At 37.1% G+C, this 16,624-nt stretch carries 12 protein-coding genes; 8 read left to right on the top strand and 4 right to left on the bottom strand.

Annotated features, from left to right (window positions below; translation table 11 throughout):
* Positions 1–116: 116 nt before the first annotated feature.
* On the top strand, positions 117–1,616 hold the full coding sequence (guaB, locus tag QHG57_RS02840; RefSeq protein ID WP_330168612.1) for an IMP dehydrogenase: 1,500 nt from the start codon (positions 117–119) through the stop codon (positions 1,614–1,616).
* A 176-nt stretch (positions 1,617–1,792) separates the two neighbouring features.
* On the opposite strand, the gene QHG57_RS02845 is transcribed toward guaB, so the two are convergent.
* A complete protein-coding gene (locus tag QHG57_RS02845; protein ID WP_330169423.1) occupies positions 1,793–1,939 on the bottom strand; it encodes a hypothetical protein in 147 nt (48 codons plus the stop codon).
* Between the two features lie 517 nt (positions 1,940–2,456).
* Between QHG57_RS02845 and QHG57_RS02850 the strand changes: the two genes are divergently transcribed.
* The 7 genes from QHG57_RS02850 (at position 2,457) to QHG57_RS02880 (ending at position 11,553) form a co-directional block, all read left to right on the top strand.
* Complete coding sequence (locus tag QHG57_RS02850) at positions 2,457–3,743, top strand: RsmB/NOP family class I SAM-dependent RNA methyltransferase (RefSeq protein WP_330169424.1); 1,287 nt, start codon at positions 2,457–2,459, stop codon at positions 3,741–3,743.
* 132 nt (positions 3,744–3,875) lie between these two features.
* Positions 3,876–5,432, top strand: a complete 1,557-nt coding sequence (gene guaA / locus QHG57_RS02855) for a glutamine-hydrolyzing GMP synthase (protein ID WP_330168796.1) — start codon at positions 3,876–3,878, stop codon at positions 5,430–5,432.
* A gap of 170 nt (positions 5,433–5,602) precedes the next feature.
* Positions 5,603–6,325, top strand: a complete 723-nt coding sequence (locus QHG57_RS02860) for a glycerophosphodiester phosphodiesterase (protein WP_330169425.1) — start codon at positions 5,603–5,605, stop codon at positions 6,323–6,325.
* A 1,002-nt stretch (positions 6,326–7,327) separates the two neighbouring features.
* A complete protein-coding gene (ugpB, locus tag QHG57_RS02865; RefSeq protein ID WP_330169426.1) occupies positions 7,328–8,662 on the top strand; it encodes a sn-glycerol-3-phosphate ABC transporter substrate-binding protein UgpB in 1,335 nt (444 codons plus the stop codon).
* 95 nt (positions 8,663–8,757) lie between these two features.
* Positions 8,758–9,642 (top strand): sn-glycerol-3-phosphate ABC transporter permease UgpA, encoded by an 885-nt coding sequence (gene ugpA / locus QHG57_RS02870; RefSeq protein WP_330168617.1) that lies wholly within the window; start codon positions 8,758–8,760, stop codon positions 9,640–9,642.
* A gap of 10 nt (positions 9,643–9,652) precedes the next feature.
* Positions 9,653–10,504 (top strand): sn-glycerol-3-phosphate ABC transporter permease UgpE, encoded by an 852-nt coding sequence (gene ugpE / locus QHG57_RS02875; RefSeq protein ID WP_330168618.1) that lies wholly within the window; start codon positions 9,653–9,655, stop codon positions 10,502–10,504.
* Positions 10,505–10,506: 2 nt separating this feature from the next.
* A complete protein-coding gene (locus QHG57_RS02880; protein ID WP_330168619.1) occupies positions 10,507–11,553 on the top strand; it encodes a sn-glycerol-3-phosphate import ATP-binding protein UgpC in 1,047 nt (348 codons plus the stop codon).
* A gap of 1,950 nt (positions 11,554–13,503) precedes the next feature.
* Here the strand turns inward: QHG57_RS02880 and QHG57_RS02885 are convergent.
* Genes QHG57_RS02885 through QHG57_RS02895 form a run of 3 tightly spaced genes read right to left on the bottom strand, consistent with a single transcriptional unit; the run spans position 13,504 to position 16,057 of the window.
* The gene (locus tag QHG57_RS02885; RefSeq protein WP_330168620.1) at positions 13,504–14,421 is read right to left on the bottom strand and encodes a metal ABC transporter solute-binding protein, Zn/Mn family; all 918 of its coding nucleotides are present in this window, start codon (positions 14,419–14,421) and stop codon (positions 13,504–13,506) included.
* 10 nt (positions 14,422–14,431) lie between these two features.
* Entirely contained in the window at positions 14,432–15,301 is an 870-nt protein-coding gene (locus QHG57_RS02890) for a metal ABC transporter permease (protein WP_330169427.1), read from the bottom strand.
* Between the two features lie 3 nt (positions 15,302–15,304).
* Positions 15,305–16,057: an ABC transporter ATP-binding protein gene (locus QHG57_RS02895; protein ID WP_330168622.1), complete on the bottom strand. Its 753-nt coding sequence runs from the start codon at positions 16,055–16,057 to the stop codon at positions 15,305–15,307.
* Positions 16,058–16,624 lie beyond the last annotated feature (567 nt).

The following is a 16,624-nucleotide window of genomic DNA, read 5'->3' on the forward strand; positions in this document are numbered from 1 at the left end:
TTGTTTGTAGCGTGGCATAATTTCTCGCCAATCTACCATGTATGAGAACCGCAGTTGTATTTTAAAGCTCTTTGCGGTGTTTTATTATAATATTTTGTTATAAAAGGAATTTTGCTATGGCAAAGATTGTTGAAACGGGGACGGGTGCATTGGCACTGACTTTTGATGATGTACTTTTACAGCCCGGTCATTCTCTTGTTATGCCTAGCCAAGTGGATCTCAGTACGCGCATTGCAGCGGATATTAAGCTTAATTTGCCATTGCTTTCTGCCGCAATGGATACGGTAACAGAATCGCGTTTGGCAATTGCTATGGCACAGGCTGGAGGACTTGGGGTTATTCATCGTAATATGTTTCCTGCAGAGCAAGCAGAAGAAGTCCGCCAAGTAAAAAAGTTTGAATCTGGTATGGTTGTTAATCCAGTTACAATTGGACCGGATGCAACACTTGAAGAAGCTAAATCTTTGATGCGCTCTCATGGCATTTCAGGTATTCCGGTTGTTGAAAATAGTGTTGAAGGTGGTACAGCGGGACGACTTGTTGGCATTTTGACTAATAGAGACGTCCGTTTTGCATCAGATCCAAAACAAAAAATTTATGAATTAATGACGCATAAAAATTTGATCACAGTGCGTGAAAATGTCCAACTTAATGAAGCAAAATATCTTTTACATCACCATCGTATTGAAAAATTATTAGTTGTGGATGAACAAAATCGTTGTGTAGGACTGATAACAGTTAAAGATATTGAAAAAGCAAAATTAAATCCAAATGCTGCTAAAGATTCTCAAGGGCGCTTGCGTGTTGCAGCGGCCAGTAGTGTTGGGGATGATGGGATTGAGCGTGCTGAACGCCTCATCGACGCAGGTGTTGATGTGTTGGTCATTGATACAGCGCATGGACATTCTCAACGTGTACTAGAAACTGTTGAACGAATTAAAAAAATGACTTCCTCTCCAGCTGTTATTGCTGGGAACGTAGCAACCGCTCAAGCAACGCAAGCATTGATTGACAGTGGTGCAGATGCAGTAAAAGTTGGTATTGGTCCTGGCTCTATTTGCACAACGCGTATTGTCGCTGGTGTCGGTGTTCCTCAACTTGCAGCCATTATGAATGCTGCAGAAGTTGCTGAAAAAGCAGGCATTCCCATCATTGCAGATGGTGGAATCAAAGCATCGGGTGATTTTGCTAAAGCTTTAGCTGGTGGGGCTTGTGCAGCAATGATTGGATCTCTTTTAGCAGGTACAGAAGAAAGTCCTGGTGAAGTTTATCTTTATCAAGGTCGATCTTTTAAAGCCTATCGCGGTATGGGATCTGTTGGTGCTATGGCACGAGGATCGGCAGATCGCTATTTTCAAGATGATGTTCGGGATGAACTTAAGTTGGTTCCTGAAGGTGTGGAGGGGCAGGTGGCTTACAAAGGTCCTATAGCATCAGTTTTGCATCAGCTTGCTGGTGGACTTCGTGCTTCGATGGGGTATGTTGGAGCAAAAGACCTCGTAGAGTTTCGTAAAAAAGCAACGTTTGTACGTATTACTAATGCGGGGCTCCATGAGAGTCATACGCATGATGTTTCTATCACACGGGAGAGTCCAAACTACCGTGGGCCAGTTTAAAGATATAAGAGCCTAATGTCATATCGCATAAATATAAATCTTCCGAGAAGAAGCAAAGAGAGATTGCGCTCTTTTCTGTTTGTGATTTGGTATAATAATCCAAAAAAGGAAAGAATTAGAGGTCAAAACTCTAATTCTTTCTGTGACTATGTGAAATAAGTTATATAAAATTAGAATTAACTTTTTGTTGTCTTCCGTCCTGTCTTTGACGCACGTTGGCGAGAGTTTGTCTGATCACTTTGGACGGATTTCTTTCCGTTGTTTGAGGGCATTGTGTTATGACGGCTTTTAGATAAAGTTGTTTTTCCATTATTATAAGTCATTATTTTCTCCTTTTAAATTGTCTGGCAGTTGCCAGTAGAGTAAAAACGGTCATGCCAAATAGTGGTTCCAAGCATTTTCTAAAAAGTTAATTTTTTGTTGAATATACGATGAACTTGTTTAATTTTATGAGAAGATTTTTTCTATTTTTTTTCAGAATGACAGCCATCAAAAGATGGGAGATATTTTATTTTTTCTGTTATTCAGATAATCCCCGTAAATTTTATTTTACGCAATAATTAAAGAGTTTGATTTTTTGTAATTCATGGCGGAAATAAGTTCTTTATGGATGGCTGTGTATCTTTTAGTACAAGAGATAGAAGGATAGAAAGCGAATGGGCAGAAGATGAAAGGAAAGATCTAGATACACTAAATTGGATCTTATAAAAGAGTATGATCAGATCATTTTAATATTGAATGTAAATTTTTTATGGCTTTGAGAAAGTTTCATTGGCAAGAAGAAGATAATATTATTTTTTTAGATGATTTAAAGTTTTATTATTTTAATGGGAGAAATGAATGCGGTTAGGTGGGCGTTTGCAAGCAGCAATAGATGTTCTCAAAGAGATAGAAATGAAGCATCGCCCAGTAGGAGAAGCTTTAAAGGATTGGGGTCTTTCTCATCGCTTTGCTGGAGCAGGTGATCGCGCAGCTATTGGTACAATCGTTTATGATGTTTTAAGACGACGTTATTCTTTACAATGGCGTATGGAGAGTGATGATATCAAAGATATCGTTTTTGGTGCTTTATTAGATTCTGGAAAAATGACGCTGGAGCAAATTGACGGTGAGTTGGCAGAAGATCGGTTTGCGCCGCAGTTATTAGGGGCTAAACAGCGCAAATCGTGGCAAGATCAGCAATTAGCGGATGCTCCAGACTATATACGTGGTGATATTCCGCAATGGTGTCAAGCGCATCTACGTCCTTTATTTGGTGATAATTGGATTGTGGAAGCGGCTGCGTTAGCAACGCGTCCTTCTTTAGACCTACGGGTAAATAAACTAAAAGCAACATCAGAAAAGGTGCTGAAAGAATTAGCAAAGACCAAACTTAAATCTTTGCCATGGTTTGGGCAAGCTTTAAGAATTGCACCGATTGAAAAGTTTAACCGTCATCCCAATGTTCAAGTGGAACCAGCTTTTCAAAAAGGACACTTTGAAATACAGGATTTAGGATCTCAAATTGTTGCTCGCCTTGTGGAAGCGCAAGAAAGCATGCAGGTATTAGATTATTGCGCAGGTGCGGGTGGGAAGACATTAGCTTTAGCTGCCGATATGAACAACCGTGGGCAAATTTACGCTTATGATTTTGATAAAGTGCGCCTAGCTCCTATTTTTGATCGTCTTAGACGCGCTGGTGTTCGTAATGCACAAATACGAGTGCACAAAGAAGAATTAAAACCATTAATAGGTCAGATGGATAGAGTTCTACTAGATGCACCATGTAGTGGGACAGGAACATGGCGTCGTCGTCCAGATGCAAAATGGCGTTTAACATTAGAACAGGTGAACCAACGCCAAACAGAACAGAGGGCTATTTTGAATGAAGCAATAGCTTATCTTAAGCCAAATGGGCGCCTAGTCTATATTACCTGTTCTCTTTTTACAGATGAAAATGAGGAACAAATTTCCCATTTCCTTCAACAACATTCTCATTTTTCTCCAATAGATATGCCAGCGCTTTGGCAGAAACATTTTAGCTTTTCTCCTGTGCAACCAGTTTTTTCAAATTATGGGCTTACTTTGTCTCCGGCCACAACACAAACAGATGGGTTCTTTTTGTCTGTGTTACAAAAAAAACATTGATCCATATTTTTGCATTTTTTATCATAAATTTTACGAGAATAATCTTTTTCTTAAGAAAACAGGCTTGTGAAAAGAGAAAGATTGAATCATAACTCTCATGAGTTTTCTTTTATAATTGTTGATTGGTTTTCTATGAGCATATCACATCCAGACACTGTTCTTATTATTGACTTTGGTTCACAAGTTACACAACTTATTGCACGACGGGTACGAGCAATGGGGGTATATTGTGAAATTGCTCCTTTTCAATTGGCTTTAGAAGCTGTGCGCCGCATAAACCCTAAAGCTATTATTTTATCAGGGAGTCCTTATTCCGTTATTGATGAGGGTTCTCCGCGTGCTCCAATGGAAATTTTTGAGGTGGGTATTCCGATTCTGGGTATTTGCTATGGTGAACAAGTTATGTGTGTTCAGCTTGGAGGAAAGGTTGAAGCTGGACATGAGCGTGAATTTGGGCGTGCTTTTTTGGAAGTGCAAGAAGAGAGTGCCTTTTTTGATGGAGTGTGGGAAAAAGGTTCTCGTTATCAAGTATGGATGAGCCATGGTGACCGTGTGGCATCTTTACCAGAAGGTTTTCGTGTCATAGGGACCTCAAACGGAGCTCCCTATGCGGCTATTGCTGATGAAAAAAGACATTTTTATGCGGTACAGTTTCATCCTGAAGTTATCCATACACCAGATGGTACAAAACTTTTGCAAAATTTTATTCATAAGATCTCTGCTATCAAAGGTAGTTGGTCAATGGCTTCTTATCGTGAGCAGGCAATTGCTACGATACGACAAAAAGTTGGGGAAAGTCGTGTGATTTGTGGTCTTTCAGGGGGAGTGGATTCATCTGTTGTAGCGGTACTCCTTCATGAAGCTATAGGAGATCAACTGACATGCATTTTGGTAGACCATGGGCTGATGCGCAAGAATGAAGCAGAAGAAGTTCTAACGCTCTTTCGTGATCATTATAATATAGAGCTTATTCACGTTAATGCTGCCGATATATTTCTTAATGCTTTAGAAGGTGAGACAGATCCAGAAAAAAAGCGCAAAACGATTGGTCGCCTTTTTATTGAAGTTTTTGAAGAAGAAACTAAAAAAATAGGAGGTGCAGAATTTTTAGCACAAGGAACACTTTATCCAGATGTTATTGAGAGTGTGTCTGCTATTGGTGAAACGGTAACCATTAAAAGCCATCATAATGTGGGTGGGCTACCAGAACAGATGAATATGAAACTTGTAGAACCGTTGCGTGAGCTCTTTAAGGATGAGGTTCGCTTGCTAGGGCGAGAGTTAGGATTACCAGAGCAGTTTATTGGTCGCCATCCTTTTCCAGGTCCCGGTCTTGCAATTCGTTGTCCGGGTACTGTGACCCGTGAAAAATTAGAAATTTTACGTGAAGCAGATGCTATCTATCTTGAGGAAATCCGTAAAGCCGGTCTTTATGACGAAATTTGGCAAGCCTTTGCTGTTCTTCTTCCTGTTCAAACTGTTGGCGTGATGGGGGATGGTCGCACTTATGAATTTGTTTGTGCTCTTCGCGCCGTCACATCTGTAGATGGAATGACTGCTGATTTTTATCCCTATGATATGGCGTTTTTAAGTAAGACGGCAGCACGTATTATTAACGAAGTTAGAGGGATTAATCGTGTTGTATATGATGTAACCTCAAAGCCTCCTAGTACTATTGAATGGGAATAATTATAATGAAGGATAAGTCTTTTTAAAAATAAAATATGACTAAGGGGTTGATATTCGAAAGGTTTAGAAAAAATCATTTAAAAATGATTGTGTATTTTCATATGATACAAGCCTTTATCTGGCAATCTGTACGTTAATGTCGTTTAAAATTGAGAAGTGTGGAATTTTGCATGTCTGAGAAAAAAATTGTTGCACACCGTGGTGGAGCTCATCTTTATCCTGAAAATACCCTTTCGGCATTTAATAATGCTATAGCGTTAGGTGTTGATGAAGTTGAATGCGACGTTCATTTGCTGAAAAGTGGTGAAGTGGTTGTCTTTCACGATTTCCGTCTAGACCAATTGGTTGGAAAAAAAGGGTATATTCACGACATTGATAATGAAATACGCAAACAACTCTGTGTAAAAGGAAGCCAAGAAGCACCTCCCTTATTAGAAGAGGTGCTTGATCTTTTAGCACCAACTAATGTTGGTTTGCATCTTGAAATCAAGACATGTGGTGAAGTGGAGCGTGAAACAATATTATCCCAAAAAGCGCTTGCGTTAATAAAAAGCCGAAATTTATCAGAACGGGTTTCTGCAATTAGTTTTGATCCTTCGGTCCTTCGCCCTTTTATTGAAGCAGGAATACCATCTGGTCCATGTGTTGATAATTTTGAAGGTGATATGTACTGTCATTTTTCTGAATGGAAGCGATTAGGTTATTCTGATCTAAGTTTAGATGGCTCTATTGTTTCACAGGACTTTATTGAATCAGCTCTTGAGGCTGGTTTTACTGTAGGGGTATGGACAATTAATGGAAAAGCTCGGTTATCATATTGGCTTGATATGCCTGTACATTATATTACGACAGATCAACCTGATCTCGCATTGCAATTGTGTGCACAAAGGTAAAAAATACATCAACGCAAAAGGAACTATATATCCTCATAAAGCTAGCGTAATGGAAAAAAGAAAAATTATCTAATATATAACAATAATACCCTGATTTATAATAATACTTAATAGTGTATTTATGTGAATAAGAGACCTTAATACGTAAGATTCTCTTAATTTCAAGTCTTTTTACAATGAATCAATCAAAATCATTCATTTGCACATTACAAGCAGGGTTGGTGTGTGGGTAAAAAATTATTGAGAAAAGAGTAAAAATATTCATTTAACGTATTTCATTCAAATGCAGGACTTGTTGAAGCATTAGGGTCTCATATGATGGTGCTGTTTGCACTTTTTGAAGTGTAAAAATGATGGCATACAAAAAGTCTTATATACTTTAGTGGAGAGGTTTTATGGCTTATTTTATAGGAGCTATCATGAAATGTAGATGTATTGAAAGATTTTTTAACAGCATGGAAATTTCTCATACAATGTCATTTTATTTTGCGTGAGGGGCGTGATTTCATTACAAGGAAGAAAACTATTAAGCGCCTCAAAATGATTTTCTCAATTTTCAGGAAAATTTAATTTGTCTCTTCGTTAAATTCAATAGCAAGATCATGTTAAAGTTATAAGCCGAAAATTATAAGACAATAACAAAAAAATAAACAATTTTTTTAAAAAGTAAATACAGATATTAAAATAGTCTCCAATATTAAAATAGTCCCCAATATTAAAATAGTCATTGAATGACATTTACGATCTATATCTTTTTACCAATTGACTTTGCTTATTTAAGCCATCTTACTTTTTCAGATAGTTACAAACGTGTATCTCGTTAATACATAAGAAAGCTTATAAAAGAAAACGAATAAATCGGAACAAATTCATTTGACCTTTTGGTGGTTCCTGTTTAAATGAGAGAATATATTTCTGAAATAAAACTGTCACAGCATGTTTATGTGTGATACTATAAATTCAGGGGTAGTTTGTATTCCATCACTTCAGAAAGGGTGAGCCATGAGTCGTTTTTATCTTTCCATAGCGGCTGCGTTTGCTATCATAATGTCTACAGCGGGAATAACAACGAGTTTCGCACAGACGAAAATCAGCTTTTGGCATTCTATGAGTGGTGAATTAGGAAAGCAAACTGAAAATCTTATTAACGATTTTAATGCAAGTCAATCTGAGTATAAAGTTGTTCCTTCATTTCGCGGCGAATATGAAGAGGGGTTGATTTCACTCATTGCAGCGTTTCGTGGAAAGAAACAGCCAGTGCTTGCCCAAATTTATGACGTTGGTACTGGAACTATGATGGCTGCAAAAGGTGCAATCTATCCATTTTATCAACTTATGGCTGATACAAAACAAGAATTTGATCCTACAGATTATTTCCCTGCTATTAGTGGTTATTACTCCGATGAGCAGGGTCGTATCGTTTCTATGCCATTCAATATTTCAACTCCCATTCTTTATTATAACAAAGATATCTTTAAAAAAGCAGGGCTTGATCCAGAACAGCCCCCTAAAACGTGGCAAGATATAGAAGACTTTTCCAAAAAAATTCTTGAGACTAAAGCGGCAACTTGTGGTTTTACGATGGCTTATGCTGCTCAATGGATTGGTATAGAGAATTTTTCAGCGCTGCATAATGTCCCTTTTGGAACGAAGGAAAATGGCTTTAAAGGACTTGATTCAGAACTTACATTTAATGGACCTTTACAAGTGCGTATGTGGACTGACCTGAAAAAATGGTCTGATCAAGGTATTTTTCGTTATGGTGGTCCAGCAGGCGCGTTAGATTCAACACCAATGTTTATGGCACAAAATTGTGCAATTTTTATGCAATCTTCAGGATCACATGCTGGAATTGTTTCTGAAGCTCAGTTTAATGTGGGAGTTGGTATGTTACCTTACTATAAGGATGCAGAAGGAACACCACAAAATTCAGTTGTTGGGGGAGCTTCTATTTGGGCATTTAAGGGCCATACTCCAAAGGAATATGCAGGGGCAGCCGCTTTTCTTAAATTTCTTTCAAAAACAGAAAATCAAGCAAGATGGCACCAGGAAACAGGCTATCTTCCAACCACAAAAACGACTTATGAATTGAGCAAAAGACAGAATTTTTATGAAAAAACGCCAGGTGCGGATATAGCTATCAAACAGATTAATCTTAATCCACCAACAGTTAACTCGAAAGGCATAAGATTTGGTAATTTACCACAAATCCGTGCCATTCTTGATCAAGAGTTGGAAGCTGTTCTTAGTGGTTCAAAAACACCGAAAGATGGTTTAGATGAGACCGTTGAACGTGGAAATAAACTCTTGCGTGAATTTGAAAAATCTAATCATTAATTTCGTTTTATTGTTAAACACTAAAGACTCAACAAAAACAGTTGAGTCCTTTTTGTTTATCTTTTTAAAGTCTCTACATTTAAAGAGCCCTACGAATGCAAGAAAAACATGCATATTTTAAAAATAGTCTACTTTCTTACGGACTGCTTTTTCCTCAGCTTCTTGTGACTTTTTTGTTTTTCTTTTGGCCTGCTGCTCAAGCGATAAAATCATCTTTTGAGCGTGAAGACCCTTTTGGCTTTACAACAACCTTTGTTGGTTTTGAAAATTATCTAACCATTCTTTCTGATCCTACTTATCTGCAATCACTTCTTACAACCGCAATATTTTCCATCTCAGTTACTGTTGCTTCAATGACAATATCACTTCTCTTAGCTGTCTGTGTTGATCGTGTCATCTGTGCAAAAAAGGCTTATACAATGCTTTTGCTCTGGCCCTATGCTGTTGCTCCAGTATTGGCAGGTATATTATGGCTGTTTATCTTTCATCCCACCATCGGAATTATCCCCTTTCTTCTCGAGAAAATAGGGGTGCTATGGAATTATCGTATTAATGGCACTCAAGCAATGATTCTTATTGTCATTGCGGCTAGTTGGAAACAAATTTCTTACAATTTTCTCTTTTTTCTTACAGGTCTTCAGTCTGTTCCGCGTTCTCAAATAGAAGCAGCCGCCATTGATGGTGCTGGTCCCTTTAAACGATTTTGGACCGTGGTCTTTCCGCAAATTTCACCAACGACGTTTTTCCTTCTTATTGTCAATGTCAATTATGTTATGTTTGATACTTTTGGTATTATTGATAATACAACTTTTGGAGGTCCTGCGCGTGCAACGAGCATCCTCGTCTATAAAGTATATGATGATGGCTTTAGAAATCAAATAATCGGTGTATCAGCAGCACAATCAACAATATTGATGTTGATGGTTATTGTCTTAACCTTTATCCAGTTTCGCTGGATTGAGCGTCGTGTACAATATTAGGAAGTAAATTATGGTTGAAAATCGCCCTGTTTTGAAATTTCTAACCCATATTACTCTCATTGTTGGCATTATCATTATTTGCTTTCCAGTTTATGTTGCTATCATTGCATCAACCCATAGTTCAGCAACATTCAACTCAGGAACACTTCCTCTTTTACCTGGTAAATATGCTTTGGAAAATTATAAAACAATCTTTGGTGATGGCCTTGCACAACTCGGTCTGCCCAACCTCTGGCCACTCTTAATGAATTCACTCATTATGGCTCTTGGGATTAGTATTGGAAAAATTATTATTTCACTTTTGTCTGCTTATGCAATTGTTTACATGCGTTTTCCCTTCCGAAAAACTGCTTTTGTTCTTATTTTTGTTACACTGATGCTCCCTGTCGAAGTTCGTATTCTTCCAACCTATGAGGTTGTTGCAAAATTGGGGATGATCGACACCTATAGTGGAATGATTATTCCACTTATTGCATCTGCAACCGCTACATTTTTATTTCGCCAGTTTTTTTTGACTATTCCAGATGAGCTCTTAGAGGCTGCACGTGTTGATGGTGCTGGTCCGGTTAAATTTTTTAAGGATATTCTTCTTCCTCTTAGTAAAAGCAATATCGCTGCTTTATTTATCATTATGTTCATTTATGGATGGATACAATATCTCTGGCCTCTTATCATCACAACGGACCAAAATCATCAAACGATCCTTATTATCTTAAAGCAGCTTATTGTCGAATCACTTCAACATGATCCTCAATGGAATATACTCATGGCAGTATCGGTCGTTGCCATGGTTCCTCCTGTTCTTGTTGTTATCTTCATGCAGCGGCTTTTTATCAAAGGCCTTATTGAAACGGAGAAGTAATTATGGCCATAATCCAGTTATCAAATATAAAAAAACGGTATGACAACGGCATTTTGGTCATTGATGATTTAAACTTAACTGTTGCTGATAAAGAACTTCTTGTTCTTGTCGGCCCTTCAGGGTGTGGAAAATCAACCTTATTACGTATTATAGCAGGACTTGAACAAGTTACCTCAGGTGAATTATGTATTGATAACGAACGTATTAATGATCGTGAACCAGCTGATCGTGATATTGCTATGGTTTTTCAAAATTATGCTCTTTATCCCCATATGACAGTTCGTGGAAACTTAGAATATGGTCTCAAAAATCGTAAAACTCCTAAAGAAGAAATTAAAAAACGCATTGCACATGCTGCAAAACTTTTGGAGATAGAAGCATTTCTTGATCGTAAGCCACGACAATTATCAGGAGGACAACGTCAGCGTGTTGCAATGGGGCGTGTGATTGTACGTCAACCCCGTGTTTTTCTCTTTGATGAACCTCTTTCAAATCTTGATGCAAAATTACGGGCGCAAATGTGTATTGAAATAAAAACACTACAGCGTTCATTAGGAACAACTAGTCTCTATGTTACCCATGATCAACTAGAAGCTATGACACTAGCTGATAGAATAGTTGTTTTGAATAAAGGAGCTATCGAGCAAATTGGAACACCAATGGAAATTTACGACATTCCAGCAACAACATTTGTTGCTGATTTTATTGGTTCTCCTCCTATGAATTTTCTTGATCGCCATGCCTTAGAACAACATTTAGGGCATTCATTTTCTTATGGCGAAGAAACTGATCTTTTAGCATTCAGACCTGAAATAATCTTATTGGGTGAACATCCAGATAAAGGACCTGTTTTTCACACAAAAATTGAGCTTATCAAGCCTATAGGAACAGGTTGCCATGTTTTAACGTGTTGGAATGGTATTATCTTTACGATTGAAATAAAAGAACGCTTGACACACGACTATGGTCAAAAACTAAGTTTCACTGTCGCTCATCAGAATTTTCATACTTTTAACAAAAACACTGGAAAGCGCACAAATAATAAGTAAGCATTAATTGATATGACACGACTTCCTTTTATTCTGCGTCATGATAACGCTGTGTTTTGACTTTCTCAATTACATTTACAAAATCAGGTTCTAACCAATGAGATTAAAAACAAAATTTTAAAAATTTTGGTAATGATCCATTGTCCCCTGACACCAAGAATCACTTATATGAAGAAATTCTGCACTCTCACGGTCTGTAAGAAGAATATTATTTTCAAACATAGTAAAATCATTTTCATTATAAAAAAATATCAATATAGAATAACCATTTATTAATCATATTTTTGCTCATTTAGAAATTTTTCATAAAAAACAATATATTATCACATGTTTCTTGATGTAATAGTTTATTTATCTTATAAAAAGTAAATGAGAAAAATAGAGAAAAAATGATCCACAGATGAGGGGGGATGCGTCCCATATCTTAGCTTTGATTCCTAACATAAGAAGTCTATTTTATCCACAAAATACGACGCTGTTCTAAATAGTCTGTACAAGAATAGGCACATTCTATTTTACCGCTGACCATATGATCTAAAATGGTTTCAGAGCTCCTATAAGAAGCATTTGTTTTTTCTACCAATCACATAAATTAGAGAGAAACCTGTGCACGTATGCTGCAAGTTTATTTTTTCTCATGTAAATCACTGTGCAATTCTCAGCGAGGGTATCCGATCAGTTGTAAAAGAAATCACTGAGAGATAGAAGGCGCGCTTGTTTTACAATTTTCATTACTTTTAATGATAAAAGCAGATGAAACACATCTGTAATATTCCATCGATCTTTCTATATTCTTGAGTTAAAAATTGCCTATAGATTATCCTCAAAGAGATCTTTATGAATATGACATAAGGGATTGGTGCAAACACCTATAAGAATCAGCAGGAACAAAGACAATTATATTGTTGTTTTGCAAAGCATTTTATAAAAGCTGGTATATTTTTTCAATATATTGCCAGTCTATTAATGGTTTTATGATATTGCCTTCTTATAAAGCGCGTGCTTTTTTGTTGCTTATAAATCAACCTAAACTTTATACAGCAGTATGTTTGAGACAAATATGAAGACGGTTCAGTGCTATATTTAGTTTTTGTATATCAGAGTGGAATAAACTTATCGTCTTATGTAATTTCTAAAATGAGGAGATAGCTTAATTTAGGGGGAATATGAAAGCATAAAGATAAAAAATAGTTTCTATCTTTAGTATCATCTTTTAATTTAGTATTGCGATTTTCAAAAACATCTGAGCCAATGTCTCTTACATAATGGAGATTACGCATTGCCGAACACATCTTTTTATTATGTTCTTTGAATAGAATTGCATCTTTCATACAAAACAGAATACCTAAACAGAAGGCTATTAGGTTGCCAATTCACGCACTCGTTTTAAAAAATGTCTTGCAAGGTTGTTCCAATTATTTTTTCACGCAGTCGTTTGTAAGTAGTATAACATAAAATCCATTGTGTATCACCATCTTTATGTTTATAAAAATGCAAGCAGGGGCCATTATTATACTCTCTGCCAGTCTCCAACATTGCTTGTAATGTATTGCCCAAATTGGTGATATCAATCCCTAAATCGGAGGCATTTTTTCTTCAAGTGGTTTTTATTCATACACTAATTCTACTTGCATGTTATAAATGGAGTTGGGTAGATAAAAATACTTTAAGAAAGAGACGCCAAATGCTTCTTATGAATCGTTTCAAATGTCGAGAGTTATTGTAAAAAGAAGCGTTGCAAAATAGAATGATGCTGCTGATGGTTTGGGTACCATGAGGCAATAAATCCACTTAAATTATCTATCCTAGCATTTATTGAGTATAAATCTCTCTGTAAAAGTAACTTTATTTCATGTCAATGTTATCAATTATAGATGTTGGGTATCATTAGTAACATAATCACAGACTTATGATTTTATGAACGCTTTTTTATCTCTTCTATAGAGGATCTTAATGTTTTGTGATGGCGTCAATGATGGTATTCACATTATGTTCCATCATATCGAGATAAGTTGCTGCAGGGCCATTTTTGTTTGACAATGCATCAGAATAAAGTGTCCCACCAATTTCTAAACCTGTTTCTTTTGCAATCTGTTTTATGAGACGGGGATTGGAGATGTTTTCAACGAATAATGCAGCTGCTTTATTTGCTTTAATTTGTTTGATAAGTTTAGCAACATCGGCTGCGGTTGCTTCAGCTTCTGTTGAAGCACTTTGAGGGGCAAGGATAGTAAAACCATATTCTTTGGCAAAATAGCCAAAGGCGTCATGAGATGTGATAATGATACGTTTATCTTTAGGGATGGTAGCAATTTTTGTTTTTAGGGCATCTTGTGCTATTTTAAGTTTTTGGATGTAGGTTTCAGCATTTTTTTTGTAGCTGGTGCAGGATTGTGGATCTATTTTACAAAAAGCAGCAGCGATATTCTTCACATAGATTTTGACATTGGGAATTGTTTGCCAAGCGTGTGGATCAATAACGCCGTGGTGGTGATGGGCATTATGTTCTTGATTTTTCATTTTGAGGGAGGGAATGTTAGCGCTAACTTCGACAAGAAGTGCTTTTGTACCGCTTGCTGTAATGAGGCGATCCATGAAGCCCTCTAAATGAAGTCCGTTGATGAAAATAATTTGAGCATTTCTAAGAGCTTGAGCATCGCGGGGGGTAGGTTCATAAGTGTGGGTATTCGCATTGGGACCTACAAAAGTGGTCATAGAGATATGGTTGTCTCCTACATTTTTTACGAGATCTGCGAGAATAGAAAAGCTCGCAACAACTTTGATTTTATTGTGTGCAGAAGCAGAAAATGGAGAAAGGGCAAGCAATAAAATTCCAAGAAGAACAAATTTTTGAGTAAACTTAGGCACATTTTTTTCCTTAAAGTGAGGAGGTATAAAAGAGGTGGGGAAACCATGTTACAATAAAGCCACGTGGACTTATCAAGCAGGAAACAAGATAAATAAATCCTGCGGCAATGATAATAGCAGGGCCGGAGGGAAGTGAGAGATGAAAAGAAAGCAGGAGACCACATGCGCTAGAAATGATTCCAAAAAGAGTGGAAAGCGCGCAAATAGGGCCTAGCCGTGAAAACCAAAAACGGGCTGTAATAGCTGGAATCATCATAATACCAACGGAAAGTAATGTTCCTAGTGATTGAAAGCCTCCAACCAGATTCAACACCACAAGTCCAAGCAATGAAATATGAATATATTTACTCAATGGAGAGAGTGATTTAAAAAAGAGGGGGTCAAAGCTTTCTAAAACGAGTGCACGCCAAAAAATACAAAGGCTGCATAGTGTAATCAGCATTATAGTAGTGATTAACCAAAGGGCTTGTGCATCAAGTGCAAGAACCGATCCGAATAAGAGATGAAGCAGCTCAATTGTTGAGTCTTTCAGTGAGATAATAACGACACCTGCTGCGAGTGCAATAAGATAAAAGACAGTCATGGATGCATCTTCTTTCTGAAAGCTATTTCGTGAAATTAAAATGGTTGCTAAAGCAACAATAACACCAGCAAAGATGCCACCAAGTGTCATAGATATGAGGGAAAAGCCACAAATCAGAAAAGCAGTTGCAACACCAGGAAGAATGGCATGAGAGATAGCATCTCCTGTCAAGCTCATTCCACGGAGCATCAAAAACACACCAACAGGACAAGCGCTAATAGACAGGAAAATAGAACCGATAAGGGCGTTTTGCATAAATTGGAAATCAACAAAGGGGGCAAGAAAGAATGCATACACGTCTTATAACCTAAGAAAGAGAGGGTCATTGATGGGAAGATTTTGTTTTTGTGCGCTAATAGGAAAAGAATTGGATGTGAGAGGTGGCATAACGTGATGAATGGTGTTGTTTAAAAACTGTGTTGTTTCTCCATAAAAGGCGTTTTGTTGATTAATTTGAATCATTTGGGGGAAAAATTCTTGCACGATGAGAGGGTTATGGAGTGCGGTGAGAACTGTGCGTCCTTGCTGTTGCCAGTATGTGATCAGTGCAAGAAGGTCTTTTTGGGTATTATGATCTACACCATTGAAAGGTTCATCAAGCAAAATAACATTGGCATCTTGCACAATGATACGTGCAAAAAGAGCGCGTTGTAATTGCCCGCCTGATAATGTTTCAAGCGAACAGGGTGCGAGTTCTGTAAGCCCAACCATTTCAAGTGCATTTTGAATCTTAGAATCATAAGGGCGCTGGTTTTTCCATAATCCACAAAAAGACCACAGTCCTGTTTTTACAAGCGTTTTCACATCAATTGGAAATGTTTGATCTACATCACATTGCTGAGCAAGATAAGCAATGTGGCTTTTTTTTGGTTTTGTAATTTTTCCCTTAAGAGGTTTAATCAATCCGGCGATGGCTTTTAGCAGTGTCGATTTTCCAGCGCCATTATCACCTGTTATTGCGACCAATGAACCAGCTTTTAACTTTGCTGAAAAGTTCTTTATGGCTATTCTATTTCTATAGCCTAATGTTATCTTATTGAAGTGCAGATCCATATTTTTCACCATCGTTGCTTATTATTTCAGAAACTATGTAATAATATAACGTTTGTCAATAAAACGTTATATTATTACATAGTTTTGAGGGCTGAAAGTTTTAGTGGGAAGATCGTGGAAAATTAAAAATAATAATTGAATTCACCTTGACGAAAGAGAGAGAGTATATACTATATATAGTATCAAAATGATTGGTGATTCTAAATAAGCACAAGAGAGGGTGTTAGTGTGTTTCGTTTGGTATCTAAGTTATTTCCATTATTGTAAAGAGTTTATTGACCAAAGGTATAGCAGTATTTTTGCTGAAGGATCTCTTTTGGAAGGATTCCCTTTCGTTTTTGTAATTGATTTTTGCCGTAAAAGAGTAAAACAGAGCTCTTGAAAAGCGGTAGTTTAGAACGTTAGTTTTTTTAGACAGCAGGAGGGAATTGTAATGCAAGCAAAAGATTGTTTATAACTGGGGGGGCTTAGCCATTTAAGTTATAGAATAATCGCTTATTCTCATCATAGTCTTTGAAGTTATTTGATGAGAAATTCTGTTATGTTCAGGAAGCTGTGTACTGTTTG

Source organism: Bartonella grahamii subsp. shimonis (genome assembly GCF_036327415.1).
Classification (GTDB): Bacteria; Pseudomonadota; Alphaproteobacteria; order Rhizobiales; family Rhizobiaceae; genus Bartonella; species Bartonella shimonis.

What these genes read in the sequence shown, in the direction of transcription:
- QHG57_RS02860 (WP_330169425.1), top strand. Translation starts at nt 5,603, where the DNA reads ATGTCTGAGAAAAAAATTGTTGCACACCGTGGTGGAGCTCATCTTTAT.
- ugpE (WP_330168618.1), top strand. Translation starts at nt 9,653, where the DNA reads ATGGTTGAAAATCGCCCTGTTTTGAAATTTCTAACCCATATTACTCTC.
- QHG57_RS02845 (WP_330169423.1), bottom strand. Translation starts at nt 1,939, where the DNA reads ATGACTTATAATAATGGAAAAACAACTTTATCTAAAAGCCGTCATAAC.
- ugpB (WP_330169426.1), top strand. Translation starts at nt 7,328, where the DNA reads ATGAGTCGTTTTTATCTTTCCATAGCGGCTGCGTTTGCTATCATAATG.
- QHG57_RS02850 (WP_330169424.1), top strand. Translation starts at nt 2,457, where the DNA reads ATGCGGTTAGGTGGGCGTTTGCAAGCAGCAATAGATGTTCTCAAAGAG.
- guaB (WP_330168612.1), top strand. Translation starts at nt 117, where the DNA reads ATGGCAAAGATTGTTGAAACGGGGACGGGTGCATTGGCACTGACTTTT.
- QHG57_RS02880 (WP_330168619.1), top strand. Translation starts at nt 10,507, where the DNA reads ATGGCCATAATCCAGTTATCAAATATAAAAAAACGGTATGACAACGGC.
- QHG57_RS02895 (WP_330168622.1), bottom strand. Translation starts at nt 16,057, where the DNA reads ATGGATCTGCACTTCAATAAGATAACATTAGGCTATAGAAATAGAATA.
- ugpA (WP_330168617.1), top strand. Translation starts at nt 8,758, where the DNA reads ATGCAAGAAAAACATGCATATTTTAAAAATAGTCTACTTTCTTACGGA.
- guaA (WP_330168796.1), top strand. Translation starts at nt 3,876, where the DNA reads ATGAGCATATCACATCCAGACACTGTTCTTATTATTGACTTTGGTTCA.